Raw genomic sequence first — 20,472 nt, 5'->3', positions numbered from 1 at the left:
GTTTACTCCGCGTCCGCCAAGGACATTTTATGTTTTTTGAAAGATTGTTCGGTTTGTTCAATTGATTTTATTTTGAAGGTAAGCGGAATAACGCTTAACATACATACGCTTAAAACAGCCACCGCCACAAAGAAATGTTTGTACCCCAACGCCACTTGTAACTTGCCCGAAAGCATGGAAGGAAGCATCATGCCGATAGCCATTATCCCGGTAGAAATAGCATAGTGGGAAGTTTTGTACTTTCCTTGGGAAACATACATAATAAATACCATAAAGGCCATGAGGGCCAAACCGTTGCCGAAATGTTCCAAGGTAATCAATGCGGCCACCGTGGTGACAGACGGCGTGCAGTAAGCCATATACACATAAAAGAAATTCGGCAAAATAAGCACGAGCGCAAACGGCCAAATACATTTTTTGAAACCGAATTTCCCAAGCAAAAAGCCGCCCGTCAAATTCCCGGCGATAACGGCCGCCAAACCGAGCGTTCCCTTAATAAAACCCAATTGGGTGGTGGTTAAACCCAAGGCTCCCGTTTCGGGCTCGCCGATTAAAAAAGGCGTGATGATTTTTTCCAACATGGCATCGCCCAAACGGTAAAGCAAAATAAAAAGCAAAATGTAAGCAATCTTTTTTTGGGAAAAGTAAGTTTTGAAAACTTCCGCAAAAACAGGTTTTTCCCCGGTAGAAACGGCGGGTTTGTCTTCTTCGGGGAGAGGAAGTATCCAGGCGTGATAAAAAGCAAAGAGGAGAAAAAGAAGGCCTATTCCGCCCATGCCCAGGCTCCACGCCAAAGGAACGCTTTGGGTAGAAGTTTCCAACAGGCCAATGAGCATCAGCAGAGTTCCTCCGCCGAAAATCATAGCCAAACGGTAAAAAATAGTACGGATTCCAATGAAATATCCCTGGCGCTCCGGGGATAATGCCAGCATATAGTAGCCGTCGGTGGCTATGTCATAAGTGGCGGAAATAAACGCTCCTACCATAAAACCTCCCAGCGAAGCGGCAAAAAAGGAATTCCACCTTAAACAAAGCGCAATAAAAAAGAAAATAAAGGCGGATAAAAACTGACAGGCAAGCAACCACTTGCGTTTAGTGGAACGACCGTCCACCAGCGGACTCCAAAACATTTTAAGCGTCCACGGAAGATATAAAAAGCCCGTCCAAAAAGCAAAAATGTCGTTCGGAATACCCATTTTGGTATAAAGGGCCGCCGAAACGACATTGATTAAAATATACGGAAGCCCTTCCACAAAATAAAGGGAAGGGATAAACGCCCACGGATTTTTTTGCATATACCCTCTACTTGAAAGAATATTTACCGGAAAGCAAATCAGCCAAAGGCTTGGTGGTTTCGTTTTTGGCTAATATAATTTTGATAATAGCCGTCATCGGCACGGCAAGAAGTGCCCCCATCACCCCCCAAACAAGGGCCCAAAAAATTAAGCAGGCAATCACAACAATGGGATCCAAATCCATGCTTTTGCCGAGCCATTTGGTTTCCAAAATGTTGCCGATAACAAAGTGAATCGCCGTCAACAGGGCCAGCACAATCAGGATATGCCAATCGAAACCGTATTGTAAAAAGAGCACCGGCGCCGGTAATATGGTAGCAATAAACGGGCCGATATTGGGAATAAAATTAAGTACAAAAGTAAGCACGGCTAACATGGAAGCCAATTCCGTTTTGACGGAGGCCAACACAATCCAGGTAAATCCGGCCGCTAAAAGAGAAACAAAAATTTTAATAATCAAATAAAAGGAAATTTGCTGTTGAACATTGCTTACCAAAGAAGGTTTGTTTTCGGTCGCTTTACCCATGAAAATAAAGATAACAAACAAGGTAATCAGCATTAAGTTGGTAAGAATAGATACCAAGGTGCTTCCCACGCTTTTTACCATATTAAAAACGGGTAATTTGGCCACGGTGTCTGCCACGAATTGGGCATTTACATTTACTCCGTATTTCTGTGCTTGCAAAAGTACCCAATCGATGCTGTCGCTGACGCGTTCACCGTAGATATCGGCTCCGGCCACAAAACTTTCAATAGAACCGGAGATGAATAACACGGACGAGGTGATGATAGCCAAAAAAGCCAAAAAACTGATGATAAGCCCCAAGGTATAAGGCACGTTCCAGTTCTTTTTCATTTTGTTGGCCAGGGTTCCGGCTACCATAGAAATAAATAACGCAATGACAAACGGCATCAGCATCGTTTTGGTATAAACCAAAACCCAAGTAGCCGCACAGCCTGCTAAAATCATCAGGCAGATATTATTGATGGGAGCAAATTTTTCCAATATGTTTTTAGATGCCATAAAGTTCCTCTTGTTTTTAGTATAGCAAAGTTACGGCAAAACAAAAGAGGAGTTTTGCGTGCCGGAAAAAGAAAAATCTTCCAAAGCAATGAATAAATTGCTATAATAAATTATAGATTTTAAGGGCAGTTGGCGCAGCGGTAGCGCGTCCGCCTCACACGCGGAAGGTCACAGGTTCAAATCCTGTACTGCCCACCATTTTTTGAAACCCCACATTGTGTGGGTTTTTTGTTCTAGGGCTGTAGCGCATAAACTGCTTTATGCGCGGCAGGATTTGAAAGGCGCAGCGATGTTTTTGTTTGAGCGTGTGTTATTTGTGTAAAAAGCGAGAGGCAAAAACCGCGAGCCCGGCCTGCAAAAAAACACCGTCAGGGATTTTATTGGAAGGCAAATCCTGTACTGCCCACCATTTAAGAAAAATACCCGCTTTATGCGGGTTTTTTATATACTATTTTTATAGTTTAGATATGTCTGCTTTGAAGCAGGCTATTTTTCTTTACAGGAGAATGTAAATAACCATGGAATGGAGTTTGCTTTTTAACTCATTTATCGGTATGCTTGCTATTTTGAACCCGATTGGAAACGTGCCGATTTTTTTGGAACATGTAGAAAATGAGCCCCCCAATGTACAGCGTGCGGTAGCCATTTTGATGGCCTTATCTATTTTTATTTTGATGGCCATATTTTTTATTTTTGGGAACCGAATTCTTACTGCTTTTGGTATTACCATTCCGGCTTTCCGTTTAGCGGGGTCGATTATTATTTTGATAGTTGGGCTTCGCATGTTACAAGGGAAAGGAAAATTTGAAAGCCACGGCATTGAAACCGCCGCCAGCAGTAGCGGCACTTTTGATCAGGCACGCAATCGTTTGAGCCATATTTTGGTGCCGGTGGCCATGCCGCTTTTTATCGGGCCGGGTTCTATTACCACGGTTATTTTGTATGCGGAAAAAACCACATCCATCACCATGGGCATTGTGATGCTGGCCATGCTGTTTTTGTGTTCGGTAATTGTGGGGGTAGTTCTTGTCAGTTCCCGTTATATTTTTAATAAAATCGGCACGAACGGAACTCAAATTGTGATTCGTTTTATGGGTATGATTTTGTGCGCGATTGCCATGCAGTTTATGATTGACGGGGTCGCCCAACTGTTGCCGGGAGTGTTAGATTCTTCCTTTACTCATGCCGGCCATTAAAAAATAATTGATAGTTTTATGTGAGGCCCGCTTTTACCCGGTTTATAAAACGCGCCTCGGGGCGACTACTTTTTTGTTTTTTTGGGGTCGTAAAAAAGAGGGTTTCTCGCCCAAGGCTTGACCCGTTTTTTTTTTCTTACAATGTACCTAATCGGCAGGCAGAAAGAATTAAAATGTTGTTTGCTTGCCGTAAATCTGTTTATAAGAGGTTTTGTATGAAAAAGGGTTTTACTTTGATAGAACTTTTGGTTGTAGTGTTAATCATTGGTATATTGTCTGCAGTGGCTCTTCCTCAGTATCAAAAATCGGTTTTGAAGTCGCGGGCGGCTTCAATGATGCCAATGTTAAAAGCCATGGAGACAGCCCAAGCTGAATATAAGTTAGCTAATGGTAGTTATGCATTGAATGTTGAAGATTTGACGATAGATGTCGGTGACAAGTGGACGTGTGGCACTGCGGTTTGTATGATGAAACATTCTGGCGGAATAACTTTTGAGTTGAAAATAAATCCTAATTTTTACAAAGTGGAATGTATTGCTTGGGGTGAATTGGCACAAAAGGTATGTGCGGAGTATGGAACATTCTCTTATAAGGACCCCGGCGATACTTTCTACTACACAGTGCGTACTGTTTCGTAAACACAGTTCCTGAAGATCTTTTATTTAGCGGAATTTATCATCTTCAAAAATTCTTCTTCCGTCAGTACGGGAATTCCCAGTTCTTCCGCTTTTTTCAGTTTGCTTCCGGCGGCTTCTCCCGCAATTACATACGAGGTTTTTTTAGACACACTTCCGCTGGCTTTTCCGCCGTATTGTTTAGCCATTTGTTCGGCTTCGGTGCGGGTCATGGTTTTTAGTTCCCCTGTAAATACCAAGGTCTTCCCGTCAAAAATATTGCCGGAAAGTTCCTTTTGCGGTTGTGTAAAATTGAGCCCCGCCGCGCGCAAGCGTTCCAACAATTCCAACACGCGTGAATCGCGGAAAAAATCGTAAATGGCTTGAGATACTTTTTCGCCCACTTCGGGAACGCTTTGCAACTCTTCCAAACTAGCTTCTTTGAGGGCATCGAGCGTGTGGAATTTATCCGCCAATATTTCGGCGGTTTTTTCTCCCACAAACGCAATTCCGAGCGCGAATAATAATTTGGACAGCGGTTTTTGTTTGCTTGCTTCAATCGCGTCCAACAGATTTTGGGCTTTTTTATCTTTGAAATTTTCCAAATTTAATAAATGCAGAAAAGTTAAACCGTAAATGTCGGCAAAATCGGTTACATAATTATTGGCCAGCAACAAATCCATAACCACATCGCCCAAGCCGTCGATATCCATGGCATGGCGGGACGCAAAGTGTAGCAGTCTTGCGCGCAATTGGGCCGGGCACGCGGGGTTAATGCAGTAGTACCCTACTTCGTCTTGCTCTTTATAAACCTTTTCCCCGCAGGAAGGGCATTTTTCGGGAGGAAGAACTTCCTGAGAGCCTTTGTGTTCGGCCACTTTTATAATTTTGGGAATCACTTCGCCTGCGCGTTCCACAATCACGCTGTCCCCTACGCGCACTTGCAAGCGGTTTATTTCGTCAAAATTATGCAAAGTGGCATTGGAAATTACCACCCCCGCACAGGGTACGGGTTCCAACTCCGCTACAGGGGTAATAACGCCGGTGCGTCCCACGGAAAAAATAACATTTTTTAGAATAGTGGTGGCTTGCGGAGCCGGGTACTTAAAAGCAATGGCCCAACGGGGGCTTTTGGCGGTGGCGCCCAAAATGCGTTGGTAATCAAAGCGGTTTACTTTTACTACCAACCCGTCCACATCAAAAGGGAGTTGGTGGCGGGAGTTTTCGAACTGTTGGTAAAAGCGGATTACTTCCGCGATTTGGTTGGTTTTGGTGCGTGCCGGACAAATGGAAAAGCCCCACTTGCGGCAAATTTCTATAAATTCGCTGAAACTGCTTTGCGTAAGGTTGCCCGCGCCAAAAGAGTGAGCAAAAAATTTAAGCGGGCGGGTGGCCGTAATTTGGGAGTCTTTTTGCCGAAGAGAACCGGCCGCGGCGTTACGGGTATTGGCAAAAATGTTTTCGCCGCGCAGTTGTTGCACTTTGTTTAATTGTTCCAAATCTCGTTTATCTAAATAGACTTCCCCGCGAATTTCTAAAGTCCCCTGCGGGGCATCTGTCAGCTGTTGCGGGATATTTTTAATAGTACGAACATTGGCGGTAATGTCTTCCCCTGTTTTTCCGTCTCCGCGGCTGGCGGCTTTTACCAAAACGCCGTTTTCGTATGTCAGCGAGCAGGAAACCCCGTCAATCTTTCCTTCTACTACCATTTCAAAATCATTTAGTTGTAAAGTTTTGGCGGTGCGCTCGTACCACTCGCGGATATCTTCGGGTGAGTAGGAATTGTCTAGCGACATCATCGCCACCGCGTGTTTGACGGGCGTAAAAAGATTAACAGCCTTTCCGCCTACCCGTTGGGTAGGGGAATCTTGCGTGCGGTATTGGGGATATTGGTCTTCTAAATCTTTGAGCTGCTTGTAAAGTTCGTCGTACTGGGTATCGGACAAAATAGGATTGTCCAAATTATAATAGAGGTTATTGTGATAATTGATCAGTTTTTTAAGCCGTTCAATTTCGTCTTTCGGATACATAACCGGGTTCTATTTGCGCTCTTTTTTCAGTTGGTCCAACAAACCGTTGATGAATTTGCTGGAATTTTCCGTAGAGTACTTTTTGGCGAGTTCAATGGCTTCGTCAATAATGGCAGGCACGGGGGTGCGTTCCGGGCTGAAGACCATTTCGTAAGTGGCCATACGCAAGATGGAGCGATCCACCGCGGACATGCGGGCAACCGTCCAATTTTTGGCATAAGCGGAAACGAGTTTGTCGATTTCCTGAAGATTGGCGGTCGTTCCCGTTATCAAGTCTTCACAGAAGGGGAAGAAATCCCCTAAATCTTTCTTAAAATCGGCCGCATAACGAGAAACATTATTGTTTTCGTCGGCAGTGACTAAGTTGTCGGCGTAATAAAGAGATTGCAGGGCACATTCCCGGGCCATTCTTCTGTTGCTCATGATGATCCCCTTGCGAAAATTTATAAAGAAGTTATTAGTATTTTAGCAAATTTCTCTCGTTTCTTGCAGAGAACTTTTAGTACGGGCCCCGGAAATAGTATAATTTATAAAAGACCTTTTTGAGGGAATTTTTATGCCGCCTCAAATTGACTATTTGTATTGGAAGATGCTATAATAATAGTGTTCCCGAGCGGAACGATTTTTTTGAAAGAACAGATAAATGGCCAGATTCGATAACAGAAGAACTTACAAGAAAGACTTGTACAACAGAAACCAGAATATTCGCGCGGCGGAAGTCCGCGTGATTGATTCCGACGGTACCATGATTGGTATTAAACCCATTGCAGAAGCAATTGCACTGGCCAAAGAACAAGAGTTGGACTTAGTGGAAATTTCTCCCAACGCCCAACCTCCTGTGTGTAAGATACTCGATTACAACCGGTATGTTTACGAACAGGGAAAGAAAGCGGCGGAAGCCAAAAAGAAACAAGCCAAAGTAACCATGAAGGAATTGCGCATCAAATCGCGCATTGCTCCGCATGATTTAGATGTAAAAGTGCGCCAGATTGAAGATTTCTTGCGCAAAAAAGATATGGTTCGTTTCGTAGTGGTATTCCACGGTCGCGAAAACCAACACAAAGATATTGGCATACAAATTTTGAACGACACCGCCAAACGTTTGGAACCTTTAGCCAACGTAGACGGTGGCCTTCAACAGATGGGTAACCGTATGTCCATGACCTTTGTACCCAAAAACGATAAATAAACAGATTTTTAGGTGTTTTTTGTTGTGACTGTGTGCGGGGCTTGACCGGCTCCCGGCATAGGTAGTGTAAAAAACATCAATTAAATAAAAGGATACTAAAATGCCTAAATTGAAAAACCACAGCGGCGGTAAAAAACGCTTTAGAAAAACCGCCACGGGTAAATTCACCCACAGAAAAGCCGGCAGAAAACACTTGTTAACGCCTGTTTCTGCCTCCATTAAACACGGTATGAGAAAGACCGGCGTCATTACGCCCGAGTCCAACAAAGGGAAGATCTTGGAAAAATATCTCCCCATGGCCAAATAAGAGGTTAGAACATGAGAATTAAATTCAGCGTTGCCAGACACGCAAGAAAGAAAAAAGTATTGAAAAGAGCAAGCGGTTATTACGGAGATAAATCCCGCCGCTTACGCATGGCCACCCAGCAGCTGGACAAATCCGGCGTGCACGCTTATGTGGACCGCAAAGACAAAAAAACCACCTACCGCCAATTGTGGATCACCCGCATTAACGCCGCGGTAAGAGAAGAAGGTTTGTCTTACTCCAAATTCATCAGCGGCTTGGCCAAAGCCAACATTACGCTTAACCGCAAAATGTTGTCCGAAATGGCGATTAAAGACCCCGTATCCTTCAAGAAATTGGTGGACGTGGTAAAAGCCGCCTAAGCGTTTGGTTTAACAAGTATTTGCTAAAACCCCTGCCCAAAAGGCAGGGGTTGTTTATTTGTTGAAAAAGTTGTTCCTGCCTGTAAGTATAAATGGTAAAATATATTTAATGCCGGGCCTAGGGCAGGAAGTACCGATTCCTTTGCTTGGCTATAGTGCAGGATTTTGGTATAATATATATATAATTTGTTTCTAACAAGTTAGATTCTTTTTTAGGCAAGAGTTAAACAAAATGGTAGCCAAAAAAAATCTGTGTGTACTTATTCTCGCTGCCGGTAAAGGCACGCGCATGAAATCTCCCCTTCCCAAACCGCTTCATGTGGTTTGCGGAACTCCTATCATTGCACATATCTTGAAAGCGGCGCAAGCGTTAAATCCTTCGGCTATAGGTATTGTTGTGGGCCACGAAGCCGAACAAGTCATTAACGCAGTAAAAGAACATTTGTCCGATTGGGGTATTACTGCGCCCGTTGTTTTTGTGCACCAAACCGATTTATCCGGCTCTGCCTCGGCCGTAAAAGCAGCTCTTCCTTTAATTCAAAAATTTGAAAAAGTAATGATTCTAAACGGGGATACTCCGCTTTTGCGTGTGGAAACGCTTGCCCGCATGGACGACGCGTTCGATGCGAACGAAGCCGGGTGTGTGGTGTTGGGCGTAACCGTTCCCAACCCCAAAGGGTACGGGCGCATTATCCGTGCGCAAGACGGCAGTTTTGATAACATTGTGGAAGAAACGGATACCGATGAGAACACGGCCAAAATTCGTGAAATCAATTCCGGTATGTATGTGTTCAAGTCCAAATCTTTGCAAACAGCCCTTACTCAACTGACTCCTCAAGGCCCTAAAAACGAATTTTATTTAACCGATACATTGGCCCTTATTAAACAAATGAATCTTCCGGTGTTGGTTTTCGGCAGTGATGATTACCAGCAAGCCTTGGGGATTAACAGCAAAGTTCAACAAGCCGAAGCCGAACAAATCTTGCGTGACCGTGTAGCCACCCGTTTGATGGAAGAAGGGGTTACACTGGTTCGCCCGAAAGAAGTATATATCGACCCCGAAGTAAAAATCGGCGTAGATACGTGGGTGTGTCCCGGGTGTTATATTTCCGGCAAAACGGTTATCGGTAAGAACTGCTATATTGAAGGAAATGTCTATATTAAAGATTCTATTATCGGGGACAATGTCGTCCTGAAAATGGGAACTTATATTGAAGAATCGGAAATAGAATCTACATGCCAAATCGGGCCGTATGCACACTTGCGCCCGAAATCGGTTCTTAAAAAAGGTGCAAAAGTAGGGAATTTTTCCGAAATTAAAAAATCGGTTATCGGGGAAGGTTCCAAGGTTAATCATCTCAGTTATATCGGCGATACTCAAATGGGAGCCGGTGTAAATGTAGGGGCCGGAGCCATCACCTGTAACTATGACGGGGTAAATAAACACCAAACGGTGATTGGCGACCATGTATTTGTGGGCTCCAATGTCAATTTTGTAGCACCTGTAACGGTGCACGAATATGCAAAAATCGGCGCAGGTTCCACCATTACCAAAGAAGTTCCGGCGGAATCTTTGGGCATTGCCCGTGCGCGCCAGGTAGTGTTAGAAAAAAAAGGTGTTAAAAAACATGACTAAAAGCGTAAACGGGGACTTGCGTATTTTCTCCGGCAATGCCAACTTTGCCCTCGCGCAAAAAATCTGCAGCCACCTGAATATGGATTTGGGTAAATTGCGTGTAGAAAGATTTGCCGACGGCGAAATTGATGTGCAAATTTTGGAAAGTGTGCGTGCGCATGATTGCTATATCATTCAGCCCACTTGCCCGCCCGTCAACGAAAGTTTGATGGAACTTTTGATTATGATTGACGCGTTCAAACGCGCCAGTGCCGGTAAAATTACGGCCGTTATTCCCTACTTCGGTTATGCCCGTGCCGACCGCAAGGCTTCCCCGCGTGTACCGATTACGGCTAAATTAGCCAGCAACTTAATCACCGAAGCCGGTGCCGACCGTATTATGACGGTCGATTTGCACGCCGGTCAAATTCAGGGATTTTTTGATATCCCCGTGGATCACTTGCGTGCCCGCAAAGTGTTCTTGGACTATTTCAAAGATTTTAACCGCGAAGATATTGTGGTTATTTCGCCGGATGTGGGCGGTGTGGAACGCGCCCGCAAATTTGCCGCCCGTATGGATGCGGGGCTTGTTATTATCGATAAACGCCGCCCCAAAGCCAACGAAGCAGTGGTATATAATGTTATCGGCGATGTAAAAGATAAAGTAGCAATCATTTTTGATGACATTGTGGACACGGCCGGTACTCTTACCACCGTTGCCCAAAAAATCAAAGAGCGCGGCGCTCGTGAAATCTATGCGGTTTGCACGCATGGTTTGTTGTCGCGCAACGCGATGGAAAGAATTAACAATTCCGATATCAAAAAGTTGATTATATCCGACTCTTTGCCTATCCGGGATTTAGGCCCGAAAGTGGATGTGTTGTCCGTCTCTTATTTATTAGCGGACGCCATTAAGCGCAACCACGACGGTCGCTCCATCAGCGATATGTTTAACTAATAAGAATTTTGTATAAAATTCGGAGGAATAAAATGGAAAAAGTAAGCATTACTGCCGTTACCCGCGAAGGGATCGGCGTGAAAGGGACCCTCTCCCAAATTCGTGCGGAGAAGAAAATCCCGGCCGTGGTGTACGGCGGCCATAAAGAACCCGTCAGCATTATCGTGAGCGTAAAAGATTTGGAAAAAATCGTAAAAGCCGGTAAAAACACTATTGTGGAAATGGACTTGAACGGTGCCAAAGAATTGGTGCTCGTAAAAGAAATCCAATACCACGCTGTAACCGATAACCCGATCCACGCTGACTTCCAACGCGTAGCCATGAAAGATACCATGGACGTAGTCGTTCCGCTTAAATTGGAAGGCACCCCCGCCGATGTGGCCCAATATGGTGCCATGGTGGAACACATCTTGCGCCAACTCGAAGTCCGCGCCTTGGTAAGTGCTATCCCGCACGAAATCGTGGTGGACATCACCGGCGTAACCATCAACAAAGGTTTGTTGGCCGGAGATATCAATTTGCCGGAAGGTGTTGAACTCGTAACCGATAAAGAAGCCCCTGTGGTGTTCTTGACGGTACAAAAAGAGGATGCCGCCGATGTGGCTGATGATGCTGCTCAACCCGCCAGCTCTTCCACCAAAGGTAAAAAAGACGCCGAAGGCAACTTGACCAAAGGCAAATAGTTTATGCAATACCTCTTGGTTGGGTTAGGAAATCCCGGTTCTCAATACGCGCGTACGCGGCACAATGCCGGTTTTATGGTGTTGGACGAAGTCGCCGAAAAGTGGGGAGCCGATTGGAAGGCCTGGCAAAACTTAGGGGACTATGCAAAGGTTTCTGTAGGGGGGCAAGATGTTTTCCTCCTCAAACCGACAACCTATATGAACGAATCGGGCAGGGCTGTTTCCAGCCTTGCCCGGTTTTATAAAATTGCGCCGCAAAATTGCGTAATTTGTTTTGATGATATCTCTTTGGATACGGGCAAACTCCGTATCCGCAAAAATGGTTCGGCCGGCGGACAAAAAGGAATGAAAAGCGTGATAGAGCAACTCGGCACGCAAGATATTCCCCGCCTGCGCCTGGGGGTTGGCCCCAAACCGGATCGCTTTGATTTGGCCAACTTCGTTTTATCCAATTTCTCCAAAACGGACGAGTCCGTATTGAAAGAGGCTTTGACGCGTGCCGTAGATGCCCTGGAAGTGTATTTGAAGGAAGGGTTGGAAAAAGCCATGAACCGCTTTAACGGATAGAAAAATACTTATCTTTTCTTTTCTCTATCGTTTTTATACAATACCTCTAAGCGAAAAAATACAAAATTTTTGCTTTTTATAAAAATCATACAGGAGTATTTATGAACAAAGGGTTTACTTTAATAGAATTGTTAGTGGTAGTTCTTATCATTGGTATTTTGTCCGCCGTGGCTCTTCCTCAATACGAAAAATCGGTTGAAAAAAGCCGCGCGGCGGAAGCGGCCACTTTGGTGCGCGCGATTGCAGATGCCGAAACCTTGTATCACTTGGCAAACGGCACTTACGCTAAAGATATTTCTAAACTGGATTTTGATTTCCCCGGCGAAAAAGTAATTTATCAAAGTAACAATATCCCGGGTTTCCAAACAAAGAACTTTGTCTGTCGTCCTGCCGGTGGCGTGTGGACGGACGCTATTGCCGTTTGCAACCGCCTTCCCTTCCAAACAAATTACGCTATTGTGAAGTTAGAAAACGGGAAAATGGTTTGCCGTTTTTACAGCACAAAAGGCGAAAGTATTTGCAAAACCATGGGCACAAAAAGCGGCTCAGATTATATTTTTAACTAAGAACTTGGCTGATTATTTTTTCTGCTTGACGATCCATTTCGGCGCGGTCTTGTGGGTCGTGGTCGTCCATGCCGCTTAAGTGTAGTGCCCCGTGGGTTACATACATCATCATTTCCTGCAGATAAGTATGGCCGAAGGCCTTGGCGTTTTTGCGTGCTACTTGGTAACATACAAAAATATCCCCAAAAGCCCAAGGTTCGTCTGTTTCAAAGGGCGGTTTTTCGTGGTTGAAGGAAATTACATCGGTTACATAATGGTGATTTAAGAAAGATTTATTCACCCGTAAAATTTCTTTTTCGTCCACAAAAATAACATTTACTTCTATGTTTTGTTTCGCGTAGTTTTTAAGCCCTTTTTCAAGTGCTTTTTTGAATAGTCCCGTTTTGCGTAAATAACGGGGAATATCGGTTTGATAGAAGATATGAGAAATCATTTTGTTTCCTTGGCGTGTTTTTTATCCCATTTATCATAGGCGGCCACAATATCTTTTACAAGCGGATGGCGCACCACATCTTGCCCGGAAAATTCAACAAACGCTACTCCTTCCACCTTAGACAAAACAGCGGAGGCATGCAGGAGGCCGCTTTCTTTTTTGTTGGGCAAATCTATTTGGCTTAAATCGCCGTTTACAATCATTTTAGAGCCTACCCCCATGCGGGTTAAAAACATTTTCATTTGGGCGGGCAATGTATTTTGGGCTTCATCTAAAATGATGAAAGCTTTTTCCAATGTGCGTCCGCGCATATAAGCCAGGGGGACAATTTCCAAAATATTATTATATTTAAGAGAATTAAATTTCTCCATGCCCAACATTGAGTAAAAGGAATCATAAATCGGGCGCAAATAGGGATCTACTTTTTCTTCAATATCTCCCGGCAAAAACCCTAACTTTTCTCCTGCTTCCACAATCGGGCGTGTAACTACAATGCGTTGGGCAAGGCCCAATTCCAAAGCACGCAAAGCACACGCACAGGCCAAAAAAGTTTTGCCCGTTCCGGCAGGCCCGGAAGAAATAACCAAGTCATGCGCAAAAACGGCCTCTATGTATTTTTTTTGGTTTTCGCTGCGGGCTTCTATGGGGCGGGCGTGTTCGGGGCGGAAAACCACATTATTAGCAAAAGGGATTGTGTCCTGGGTGGTATCCAGCGGGCGTTTGTCATCATTAAGAGTCAGGTCTTTTTGGAGTTTGGCTAAGGCTTTATCCACGCGGGAGTTTGTCCCTTTGACGGATAACAAAGCGCCGTTTCCGTCTTCATCATATTTAACAAAGACAGTCACTTTGAAGTTTTTTTCCAAAGCCTTCAACTTGCGATCCTGAATACCCAGGGCAATTAAAATTTCTTCTTGGTTTTTAAGTTTTAGGGTTTTTATCATAAAAGAAAAGCGCGGCTTTTAAGGGCCGCGCTTGTGATTATAAGAATTTATTTTTACCGCGCGGGATAACTACAATACCCGACGGGTCAATGTAGTATTTTTGCGCATCTGCTTCTACATTGATGCCGATGGTTTGTTTCGGGGCGATGGTATTAAAGCGGTCCATAATTACTTTTTTAAGTTTGGCGCCTGCTTTAATTTCGCAGTTATCCATAATTACGCAGCCTTCCATTTCCACCCCTTCGCCGATAATTACGCTATCGCTGATAACGCAGTTTTTAATTTTGGCTTTCGGGTGGATAACGCAGCCGGCCCCGACAATGGAATTGGTTACCGTCCCTCCCAAGTATTTGGTAGCGGGAACGCGGTTAAGCGTGGTATTGATGGGCCAAGCGGGGTTGTTGAGATCCAACTTGGGGGTCGGGCCCAACATATCCATATTGGTTTGCCAGAAGGACTCAATCGTTCCCACATCTCTCCAATAACCTTGTTCTTCGTAGGGTTTGGCCCCCGGTAAAACTTGACTTTGGAAATCGTAGGCGAAAGTTCTGTAGTCCGTTAGAATTTTAGGCAAAATATGTTTGCCGAAGTCCAAGGCGGGCACATCGCAGAAGCGTTTTTGGAGCACTTGCAACAGAACATCGGTGTTAAAAATATAGTTGCCCATAGAGGCAAAAGCGGCTTTCGGGTTGCCCGGAATCGGGGTGGGATTGGCAGGTTTTTCATCAAACTGGACAATGCGCCCTTCTTTGTTCACTCCCAGCACCCCAAAGGCGGTAGCCTCTTGGATAGATACGGTATTGGCTGCTACGGTAACATCCGCTTTGTTTTTCAAGTGAAAATCAATCATTTGGCGGATATCCATGCGGTAAATATGATCCGCCCCAAAGATGGCTACCAAGTCCGGTGCGAAATCTTTTACCAAATTGATGTTTTGGCGCACAGAGTCCGCCGTGCCGCGATACCAAATTTCACCCAAACGCATTTGCGGCGGTACGCAGGTTAAAAAATGGTCGCCGATGATGCCTTCGCTTCTCCAAGAGGTGCGCAGGTATTCAATTAAACTTTGGGACAGGTACTGCACCAACACATACGAGGAAAAAATCCCCGAGTTAACGAAGTTGGAAAGCACAAAGTCCACGATTCTGTATTTACCGCCGAACGGAACAGAAGGTTTGGAGCGGTCTTTTGTTAACGGATAAAGCCGTTCCCCCTTCCCTCCGGCCATAATCATGCCCAGTATTTTCATGAGGTTCCCCTAGTAAGACGAATTTTTATTCAGAGCCCAACGGCAGTTGTTTATTCAAGGCTTCAAAGGCTTCCCACGACCACGGCATTTTTTCCGCTACGATTTTGGCAATTTCGTCTGCATATACACGGATTTCTTTTTGTGCGTGTTTATCCATGCGCAGGCAAAGGAAGTTGAATAAACTTCTGGCGTTGACGCTCCAGTAAAATTGAGTGTATTGGCAAACCGGCAGTACGCCGCGCGCCATTTCGCGCGCCACGCCGGCTTCGATTAACTTGTGATAAGCCGCATAAGAGGCTTCGATGCTTTCTTCGTAAATTTTGCGAAGGGCTTCATTATCAAGTTGAGAATCAGCCACGGAACCTTGTTTGTTTTTGGTATCCTGTCCGCGGAACTGTTCGGGGATATAAAATTCGTCTTTTACTTCGGTGTAACGGGCGCTTACTTCGTTGTAAGAACCCCAGCGATGACGCATCCATTGGCGTGCTACATAAATCGGGCAGCAGATATGAAATTGGAAATAGCAGTGCTCAAACGGAGTATGGTGGGCATGTTGCATTAAGTATTTAATCAGGCGTTTGTCTTGTTCTTCGCCCTTGGAAACCGCACCGAAAGACACCCGGGCAGATTGCACGGCGCGTTGGTCTCCTCCCATAAAATCTACCAAGCGCACGAAGCCCTTGTCTAACACATTGATTTGTTCGTTTGATTGTTGCACAGTATTTCTCCTAAATTATTTTGAAATTTCTACGACACTGCTGTTTCCGTCCGGAAGAACTTCAGCCGTTAAAACGGTTGTGTTCGTGCAGGCAGTATCATAAACAAAACCGTCCAATTCTACGGTGTCGGTAATGTTTAAGCGACCTTTTTCGAAGGTCAAGAAATGAATTTTTCCGGACTGATATTGGCCGAAAGTATCGGAAAGTAACCCCATTTTGGCGGTGTTTTCCACAGCGGCGATAGTAGCCCGCCCGTCCGGCCCGAAAACTTGTAAAGAAGGATAGAATTCTAAAACTTCCTGTTTATATTTTACACGATTTGGAGCCGTTGCAAAAATATCTTTGCTTTCGGCACGTTTCCCAAGAGGCAAAGTCATGCGGATTTTACCGTTGGAAGAGGTATAAATAAAGTTATCGGAGTCGTCTTTGGTAATATCGTAACGATTTACCCCCGTCAGCCAGTTGCGTTGTGTGCGCAAGGTGTCATCGTCGAGCCTAAAACTGCCTCTTTCATAATCTACTTCGCGCGCGTTGCCCGGGCGAGAACCCGAAACGAAGGGTTTTTGGGCGAAGATGTCTTTATCGCTTCCGCAACCTAATTCTTTTACGAAATAAGGCAACGAGTCAATTTCTTTTAATTGTCCGTTTGCGTTTTCTAAAACGATGGTAGAAATTCTTTCGCGGGCGCTATCGTACACCGAAACAAAAATTTCGGCCAATTTCCAATCGCGTACGCGGTCGGCCGAGATAGTTAGCGGCGTTTTATTTTTTGCAATTTGATAAGACAAAACTTCCTGTAAGGTTTCGCCTTGACGGTTCCACACGGTTACTTGTCCTTTTTTGGAAAGCGTAACCAAGTTGCGGGCACGCGGAGCGGTAATATCGGCTTCCGTCAGGCTGATGATTTCTTGCTCAACCGGTTCGTAGACAATGGTTTTGCGTGAAGAAACAGAAGTCGTTTTTTTCGACTTGTTAGCGGGTTTGGAAAGGCCTTTTTCTTCGGGGTTTTTGGAGGGTTCTTTGTTTTCTAACACCGCTTCTTGCCCCACTTTTATTTGTTCGGCGGAAGGGAGTTCTCCCACCACATACAAAGGTTGCACTTCCGTGATTTTCCCCTCGGCAGAATAGTTATGAACAAGGCCCAATTCTTTGCCGGTAGTGGGGTTGGTTAATTTTTCGGAAGACAAAATAACTTTGAAAGTGTCTCCGGTTTGTACAGAACGGGACAAAGAAGAAATATCAATATACACTTTATTTCCGTCGGTACGCACAACCGTCAACTGTGCAAAAGCCAGCGACGGGAATAAAAACAAAACAGCTAAAACAATGTATCGGCAGAATTTTATTTTCATATAATAAATGTATACCATTTTTTCCAAGAGGCTACAAATGAAACCTACTTTTAACGATTTGGTGGAAACTTTTGCTATTTTGCGCGGGCCGAACGGTTGCCCGTGGGATAAAAAACAAACACACGAAACCCTGATTAAATGTTTGCAGAACGAAGCGCAGGAACTTATCGATGCTATTAACAATAAAGATGACGAAAACATGAAGGAAGAGTTGGGCGATGTTTTGTTGCAAGTGTTGATTCACAGCCAAATTGCCGCTGAAGAGGGGAAATTTACGATAGAAGATGTTATCACCGGTTTGTATGATAAGCTTCACCGCCGCCACCCGCATGTGTTCGGCGACGGAGCCAAAGCCTCCACCCCCGAAGAAGCGCTCGCCTTGTGGAAGGAAATGAAAAAGAAGGAACGGGCAGAAAAATAATTTCTTTCTAAAAACCTTACCACATAATTTTAACCGCAAAAATAAACCCCCGCATATTATTTCGGGGGTTTAGCTCATTAGTGTCATCATCATGACTTATGTTCCTCGTTCCTAAGGGGGCTCCGTATCCGGGTCTTAAGCAATAGGAAAGTACGCTGTACCTTCACAACTGCAACCAAGGAAGTCGGGCGATCCCTAAGTACTTACACATACTATAAGGATATTTGTTTTATTTTCAAGGCCTATTTTTATACATAGGTCTTTTTTGATATGGGGAAAACTTCTACCGAGAGAACTTACGCAGTTTTTTATCCAGCCACTTTTCAAATAAAGTGTTGCTGATTAAAATAAAAGGCGTTAAGAATATGGTGAAATAAATAATTTTGCGGGATATTTTGACGCGTTTTTGGGGGTTTAGCAAATCTTTTTCTTCGCGAAGTTTGAAAAGGCTGTCCGCCGTCCAAAGCATAGGCCAGGCCACCGCTGCGCGTTGGCCGAATTGCCATTTGGGGAGTTGGCGGAAGTATTTTTTCCCGCTTTTTAATCTTTCTACCCCCCACAAAATCCATTTATTTTTAATGGGTTCAAACCGTGCGGAGTTTTCCCCGCTTAATAAATCTGTTTCGCAAAGACCTTCTTTTGCTAAATCTTTCAGCGGGAAATAACAACGGTTGATGCGTAAATCTTTGGGAATATCACGCAAAATATTTACAATTTGCAAAGCATCTCCGATGTACTTGCCCAGTTCGTAAAATTTTTCTTCCGGCATACGAATACAAGAGGTAGTATAAATAAGTTTGCTCCAAAACAATCCGGGCATACCACCCATCAGCCGGCAATAATGTTCCAATTCGTTATGAGACGGAAACGCCTTGGGTTTTGGTTCTGTTTCCTGCGGGAAAAAGTTTAAGTCCAAGCACATTCCTTCGCAAACGGCTTGCACCACTTCCAAAATTAAAGGTTTTTGTTTGGCGGAAATGCGGTTAAAGGCCTCTAAACACGGGCGGAGTTGTTTGATAAGTTCTTTTTCATACGGGTTTTCGGAGGCTCCGTCAATTTCCCGAATAAGTTGTTCTATTTGTTTGGAATCTTGCTCTACGACAAGGGATTTGAATTGTTCAATCCAATGTAGCCGACGATGAAGGGGCAGGATAGCGGTGTCTGCAATGGTGTCGGCGTACCGACAAAGCAAATAGGCAATGGAAAAAGCCGGGCGCATTGCTTTAGGCAAAACTTGTACGCTGAGGTACAAACTGCGGGAAGTGTTTTTCAAAAGAGTTTCCGTATCCATACATATAAGATAGCAAATTTCCGCCGAAAAGGTATGAATAATATGCCGAAACTTTTTGGAGAGGAATACTTAAATATATGAGCGCGCATACGCGCGCGTACGGTAAAATGTTAAAAGAAAAGCAAAAGTTGACGGAAAGAGAAAGATTTTGGTATCCTTTATATAGAAATAACGAGTATATTTTTTTGTTATTCTTTTTTGCAAAGAATCAAAAAAGAAAGCATAGAAAAACTCTTTTTATCGACGGAGAAAAAAAGAGTTGACAAATAAAACAAAATTAGATATACTAGTTATATAGGAAACAAAAAAGGCTTTGTTTCCACGGAAGTTTTCAAGAGCCCTTTTTCATGTTTTTGAAAAAATAGAAAAATGGGTCTTGACATTTCTGTCTTTTTTTGCTAGACTATAAGAGTAGTCAGAACTGATCTTTTAACAAACAAAAAACTTCTTTCGTTTTTATAACAGTTGTAAACAGAAAACTTTTCTGCAGCGAAACATCACCTTATATTAGAAAAGGCAGCCGATGGACTGAGCCCAGCGGATCAAGTTAGTTTTACACGAACATAAAAACAAAAATAAATAATACCGTCAGTCTTAACCCTTCGGTCCTTAGCGGCCATGACTTCCTTGGATAATCAAGAAGTATAAAAAAGACTTGACAATTAGTTGTAAATATGCTTTAATATAAATGTGGCCAGAAAGCAGGCAACAGGCAGTTTGAAAGATTTGAAAAAATCGCTTGACAAACTCAAAAAAATATGCTTTAATATAAGAGTAGTAAGAATTGACAAGCCGAGTAGTTGAAGAAAGTCTTTAATAAAAGGCTTGACAAAGCGAAGTAAATTTTGTTATAATATCTTTGTAGCTTTTACAGCGCAAAGAAGTTAATAAAAATTTCCACTGCTTTTTTCAATTTGAAAAACAGCAACGAGGAATTTTTGCTCTCTGAAAATTTGACAGCAATGTGCGAATGGGCGATTTGAACCGGAAAAACCGCAAGGTTTAACAGTTCAAGGCTCATTAAAGTAAGTCATATACTATATTATGACACCAAGTTAATTCAAAAGTAAGTAGAGTCAAATGTCAACAGCTCGCTGTTAGCGATTGAGGACCTTTAAACCGCTTGCGATTTAAAGGTAATTAATTCTAATGGAGAGTTTGATCCTGGCTCAGAGTTAACGCTGGCATCGTGCATAACACATGCAAGTCGAACGGGACTTTGCTTTGTAGCAATACAAAGTAAAGTTTAGTGGCAGACGGGTGAGTAATGTATAAGAAACCTACCTCTGAGTGGGGAATAACAGTCCGAAAGGATTGCTAATACCCCATAACATATTTAGATGGCATCATTTAGATATCAAAGATTTATCGCTTGGAGACGGTCTTATATTCTATCAGCTAGTTGGCAGTGTAACGGACTACCAAGGCGACGACGGATAGCCGGCCTGAAAGGGCGACCGGCCACAAGGGCACTGAGACACGGGCCCTACTCCTACGGGAGGCAGCAGTGGGGAATTTTGGACAATGGGCGAAAGCCTGATCCAGCAACGATGCGTGGAGGATGAAGGTTCTCGGATTGTAAACTCCTTTTGATGGGGAAGAAAAAAATGACGGTACCCATCGAATAAGCCACGGCTAACTACGTGCCAGCAGCCGCGGTAAG

The 20,472-nt window shown here is 44.0% G+C and carries 19 protein-coding genes, 1 tRNA gene, 1 rRNA gene and 2 pseudogenes; 13 read left to right on the top strand and 10 right to left on the bottom strand.

Annotated elements, in window-relative coordinates; translation table 11 throughout:
- Nucleotides 1-2 precede the first annotated feature (2 nt).
- Nucleotides 3-1,295 carry an AmpG family muropeptide MFS transporter gene (locus E7027_02495; protein MBE6420995.1) on the bottom strand — a complete coding sequence of 431 codons (1,293 nt, stop codon included), beginning with the start codon at nt 1,293-1,295 and terminating at the stop codon, nt 3-5.
- A gap of 7 nt (nt 1,296-1,302) precedes the next feature.
- Entirely contained in the window at nt 1,303-2,319 is a 1,017-nt protein-coding gene (locus E7027_02490) for an AI-2E family transporter (protein MBE6420994.1), read from the bottom strand.
- Between the two features lie 123 nt (nt 2,320-2,442).
- Here E7027_02490 and E7027_02485 point away from each other — a divergent pair.
- The 3 genes and pseudogenes from E7027_02485 to E7027_02475 all read left to right on the top strand — a co-directional run bounded on the left by E7027_02485 (nt 2,443) and on the right by E7027_02475 (nt 3,844).
- A tRNA-Val gene (locus E7027_02485) sits at nt 2,443-2,517 on the top strand.
- Between the two features lie 320 nt (nt 2,518-2,837).
- Nucleotides 2,838-3,515, top strand: a complete 678-nt coding sequence (locus E7027_02480; protein MBE6420993.1) for a MarC family protein — start codon at nt 2,838-2,840, stop codon at nt 3,513-3,515.
- Between the two features lie 215 nt (nt 3,516-3,730).
- Nucleotides 3,731-3,844 (top strand): annotated as a pseudogene (locus tag E7027_02475) (prepilin-type N-terminal cleavage/methylation domain-containing protein).
- Between the two features lie 329 nt (nt 3,845-4,173).
- Here the strand turns inward: E7027_02475 and ligA are convergent.
- Nucleotides 4,174-6,159 (bottom strand): NAD-dependent DNA ligase LigA, encoded by a 1,986-nt coding sequence (gene ligA, locus E7027_02470; protein MBE6420992.1) that lies wholly within the window; start codon nt 6,157-6,159, stop codon nt 4,174-4,176.
- 9 nt (nt 6,160-6,168) lie between these two features.
- Nucleotides 6,169-6,582, bottom strand: coding sequence for a transcription antitermination factor NusB (gene nusB, locus E7027_02465; protein ID MBE6420991.1), 414 nt, complete (start codon nt 6,580-6,582; stop codon nt 6,169-6,171).
- Between the two features lie 220 nt (nt 6,583-6,802).
- Here nusB and E7027_02460 point away from each other — a divergent pair, with 220 nt between their 5' ends.
- The 8 genes and pseudogenes from E7027_02460 to E7027_02425 all read left to right on the top strand — a co-directional run bounded on the left by E7027_02460 (nt 6,803) and on the right by E7027_02425 (nt 12,058).
- Nucleotides 6,803-7,348: a translation initiation factor IF-3 gene (locus tag E7027_02460; protein MBE6420990.1), complete on the top strand. Its 546-nt coding sequence runs from the start codon at nt 6,803-6,805 to the stop codon at nt 7,346-7,348.
- A gap of 100 nt (nt 7,349-7,448) precedes the next feature.
- Nucleotides 7,449-7,655: a 50S ribosomal protein L35 gene (gene rpmI / locus E7027_02455; GenBank protein ID MBE6420989.1), complete on the top strand. Its 207-nt coding sequence runs from the start codon at nt 7,449-7,451 to the stop codon at nt 7,653-7,655.
- A gap of 11 nt (nt 7,656-7,666) precedes the next feature.
- The gene (gene rplT / locus E7027_02450) at nt 7,667-8,014 is read left to right on the top strand and encodes a 50S ribosomal protein L20 (GenBank protein MBE6420988.1); all 348 of its coding nucleotides are present in this window, start codon (nt 7,667-7,669) and stop codon (nt 8,012-8,014) included.
- 232 nt (nt 8,015-8,246) lie between these two features.
- Entirely contained in the window at nt 8,247-9,650 is a 1,404-nt protein-coding gene (glmU, locus tag E7027_02445) for a UDP-N-acetylglucosamine diphosphorylase/glucosamine-1-phosphate N-acetyltransferase (GenBank protein MBE6420987.1), read from the top strand.
- Nucleotides 9,643-10,587, top strand: coding sequence for a ribose-phosphate pyrophosphokinase (locus E7027_02440; GenBank protein ID MBE6420986.1), 945 nt, complete (start codon nt 9,643-9,645; stop codon nt 10,585-10,587). The genes glmU and E7027_02440 overlap by 8 nt, the downstream gene beginning before the upstream one ends.
- Nucleotides 10,588-10,619: 32 nt before the next feature.
- The gene (locus E7027_02435; protein MBE6420985.1) at nt 10,620-11,270 is read left to right on the top strand and encodes a 50S ribosomal protein L25; all 651 of its coding nucleotides are present in this window, start codon (nt 10,620-10,622) and stop codon (nt 11,268-11,270) included.
- A 3-nt stretch (nt 11,271-11,273) separates the two neighbouring features.
- Nucleotides 11,274-11,837, top strand: coding sequence for an aminoacyl-tRNA hydrolase (locus E7027_02430; GenBank protein MBE6420984.1), 564 nt, complete (start codon nt 11,274-11,276; stop codon nt 11,835-11,837).
- 101 nt (nt 11,838-11,938) lie between these two features.
- Nucleotides 11,939-12,058: pseudogene (locus E7027_02425) on the top strand (prepilin-type N-terminal cleavage/methylation domain-containing protein).
- 337 nt (nt 12,059-12,395) lie between these two features.
- Here the strand turns inward: E7027_02425 and ybeY are convergent.
- The 5 genes from ybeY to E7027_02400 are packed head-to-tail and all read right to left on the bottom strand — an operon-like array spanning nt 12,396 to nt 17,097.
- Nucleotides 12,396-12,836 carry an rRNA maturation RNase YbeY gene (gene ybeY / locus E7027_02420; GenBank protein MBE6420983.1) on the bottom strand — a complete coding sequence of 147 codons (441 nt, stop codon included), beginning with the start codon at nt 12,834-12,836 and terminating at the stop codon, nt 12,396-12,398.
- Nucleotides 12,833-13,777 carry a PhoH family protein gene (locus tag E7027_02415; GenBank protein ID MBE6420982.1) on the bottom strand — a complete coding sequence of 315 codons (945 nt, stop codon included), beginning with the start codon at nt 13,775-13,777 and terminating at the stop codon, nt 12,833-12,835. The genes ybeY and E7027_02415 overlap by 4 nt, the downstream gene beginning before the upstream one ends.
- A 37-nt stretch (nt 13,778-13,814) precedes the next feature.
- Nucleotides 13,815-15,026 carry a glucose-1-phosphate adenylyltransferase gene (locus E7027_02410; GenBank protein ID MBE6420981.1) on the bottom strand — a complete coding sequence of 404 codons (1,212 nt, stop codon included), beginning with the start codon at nt 15,024-15,026 and terminating at the stop codon, nt 13,815-13,817.
- Between the two features lie 25 nt (nt 15,027-15,051).
- Nucleotides 15,052-15,723 carry an FAD-dependent thymidylate synthase gene (locus tag E7027_02405; GenBank protein MBE6420980.1) on the bottom strand — a complete coding sequence of 224 codons (672 nt, stop codon included), beginning with the start codon at nt 15,721-15,723 and terminating at the stop codon, nt 15,052-15,054.
- Nucleotides 15,724-15,759: 36 nt separating this feature from the next.
- Nucleotides 15,760-17,097, bottom strand: coding sequence for a hypothetical protein (locus E7027_02400; GenBank protein MBE6420979.1), 1,338 nt, complete (start codon nt 17,095-17,097; stop codon nt 15,760-15,762).
- A gap of 37 nt (nt 17,098-17,134) precedes the next feature.
- Between E7027_02400 and E7027_02395 the strand changes: the two genes are divergently transcribed.
- Nucleotides 17,135-17,518, top strand: a complete 384-nt coding sequence (locus E7027_02395; GenBank protein MBE6420978.1) for a MazG family protein — start codon at nt 17,135-17,137, stop codon at nt 17,516-17,518.
- A 283-nt stretch (nt 17,519-17,801) separates the two neighbouring features.
- Here the strand turns inward: E7027_02395 and E7027_02390 are convergent, their stop codons facing one another.
- Nucleotides 17,802-18,809, bottom strand: coding sequence for a squalene/phytoene synthase family protein (locus E7027_02390; protein ID MBE6420977.1), 1,008 nt, complete (start codon nt 18,807-18,809; stop codon nt 17,802-17,804).
- 1,147 nt (nt 18,810-19,956) lie between these two features.
- Here E7027_02390 and E7027_02385 point away from each other — a divergent pair.
- Nucleotides 19,957-20,472: ribosomal RNA gene (locus E7027_02385) — 16S ribosomal RNA — on the top strand; the annotation flags it as partial.

This window comes from Elusimicrobium sp. (assembly GCA_015062115.1).
Lineage (GTDB): Bacteria > Elusimicrobiota > Elusimicrobia > Elusimicrobiales > Elusimicrobiaceae > Avelusimicrobium.
The sequence above is the reverse complement of the archived record's forward strand: the minus strand, read 5'-3'. Positions and strand labels throughout refer to the sequence as shown.

Excerpts from the sequence above, each read along its gene's own strand:
- E7027_02495 (MBE6420995.1), bottom strand. The coding sequence starts at position 1,295 with ATGCAAAAAAATCCGTGGGCGTTTATCCCTTCCCTTTATTTTGTGGAA.
- E7027_02490 (MBE6420994.1), bottom strand. The coding sequence starts at position 2,319 with ATGGCATCTAAAAACATATTGGAAAAATTTGCTCCCATCAATAATATC.
- E7027_02480 (MBE6420993.1), top strand. The coding sequence starts at position 2,838 with ATGGAATGGAGTTTGCTTTTTAACTCATTTATCGGTATGCTTGCTATT.
- ligA (MBE6420992.1), bottom strand. The coding sequence starts at position 6,159 with ATGTATCCGAAAGACGAAATTGAACGGCTTAAAAAACTGATCAATTAT.
- nusB (MBE6420991.1), bottom strand. The coding sequence starts at position 6,582 with ATGAGCAACAGAAGAATGGCCCGGGAATGTGCCCTGCAATCTCTTTAT.
- E7027_02460 (MBE6420990.1), top strand. The coding sequence starts at position 6,803 with ATGGCCAGATTCGATAACAGAAGAACTTACAAGAAAGACTTGTACAAC.
- rpmI (MBE6420989.1), top strand. The coding sequence starts at position 7,449 with ATGCCTAAATTGAAAAACCACAGCGGCGGTAAAAAACGCTTTAGAAAA.
- rplT (MBE6420988.1), top strand. The coding sequence starts at position 7,667 with ATGAGAATTAAATTCAGCGTTGCCAGACACGCAAGAAAGAAAAAAGTA.
- glmU (MBE6420987.1), top strand. The coding sequence starts at position 8,247 with ATGGTAGCCAAAAAAAATCTGTGTGTACTTATTCTCGCTGCCGGTAAA.
- E7027_02440 (MBE6420986.1), top strand. The coding sequence starts at position 9,643 with ATGACTAAAAGCGTAAACGGGGACTTGCGTATTTTCTCCGGCAATGCC.
- E7027_02435 (MBE6420985.1), top strand. The coding sequence starts at position 10,620 with ATGGAAAAAGTAAGCATTACTGCCGTTACCCGCGAAGGGATCGGCGTG.
- E7027_02430 (MBE6420984.1), top strand. The coding sequence starts at position 11,274 with ATGCAATACCTCTTGGTTGGGTTAGGAAATCCCGGTTCTCAATACGCG.
- ybeY (MBE6420983.1), bottom strand. The coding sequence starts at position 12,836 with ATGATTTCTCATATCTTCTATCAAACCGATATTCCCCGTTATTTACGC.
- E7027_02415 (MBE6420982.1), bottom strand. The coding sequence starts at position 13,777 with ATGATAAAAACCCTAAAACTTAAAAACCAAGAAGAAATTTTAATTGCC.
- E7027_02410 (MBE6420981.1), bottom strand. The coding sequence starts at position 15,026 with ATGAAAATACTGGGCATGATTATGGCCGGAGGGAAGGGGGAACGGCTT.
- E7027_02400 (MBE6420979.1), bottom strand. The coding sequence starts at position 17,097 with ATGAAAATAAAATTCTGCCGATACATTGTTTTAGCTGTTTTGTTTTTA.
- E7027_02395 (MBE6420978.1), top strand. The coding sequence starts at position 17,135 with ATGAAACCTACTTTTAACGATTTGGTGGAAACTTTTGCTATTTTGCGC.
- E7027_02390 (MBE6420977.1), bottom strand. The coding sequence starts at position 18,809 with ATGGATACGGAAACTCTTTTGAAAAACACTTCCCGCAGTTTGTACCTC.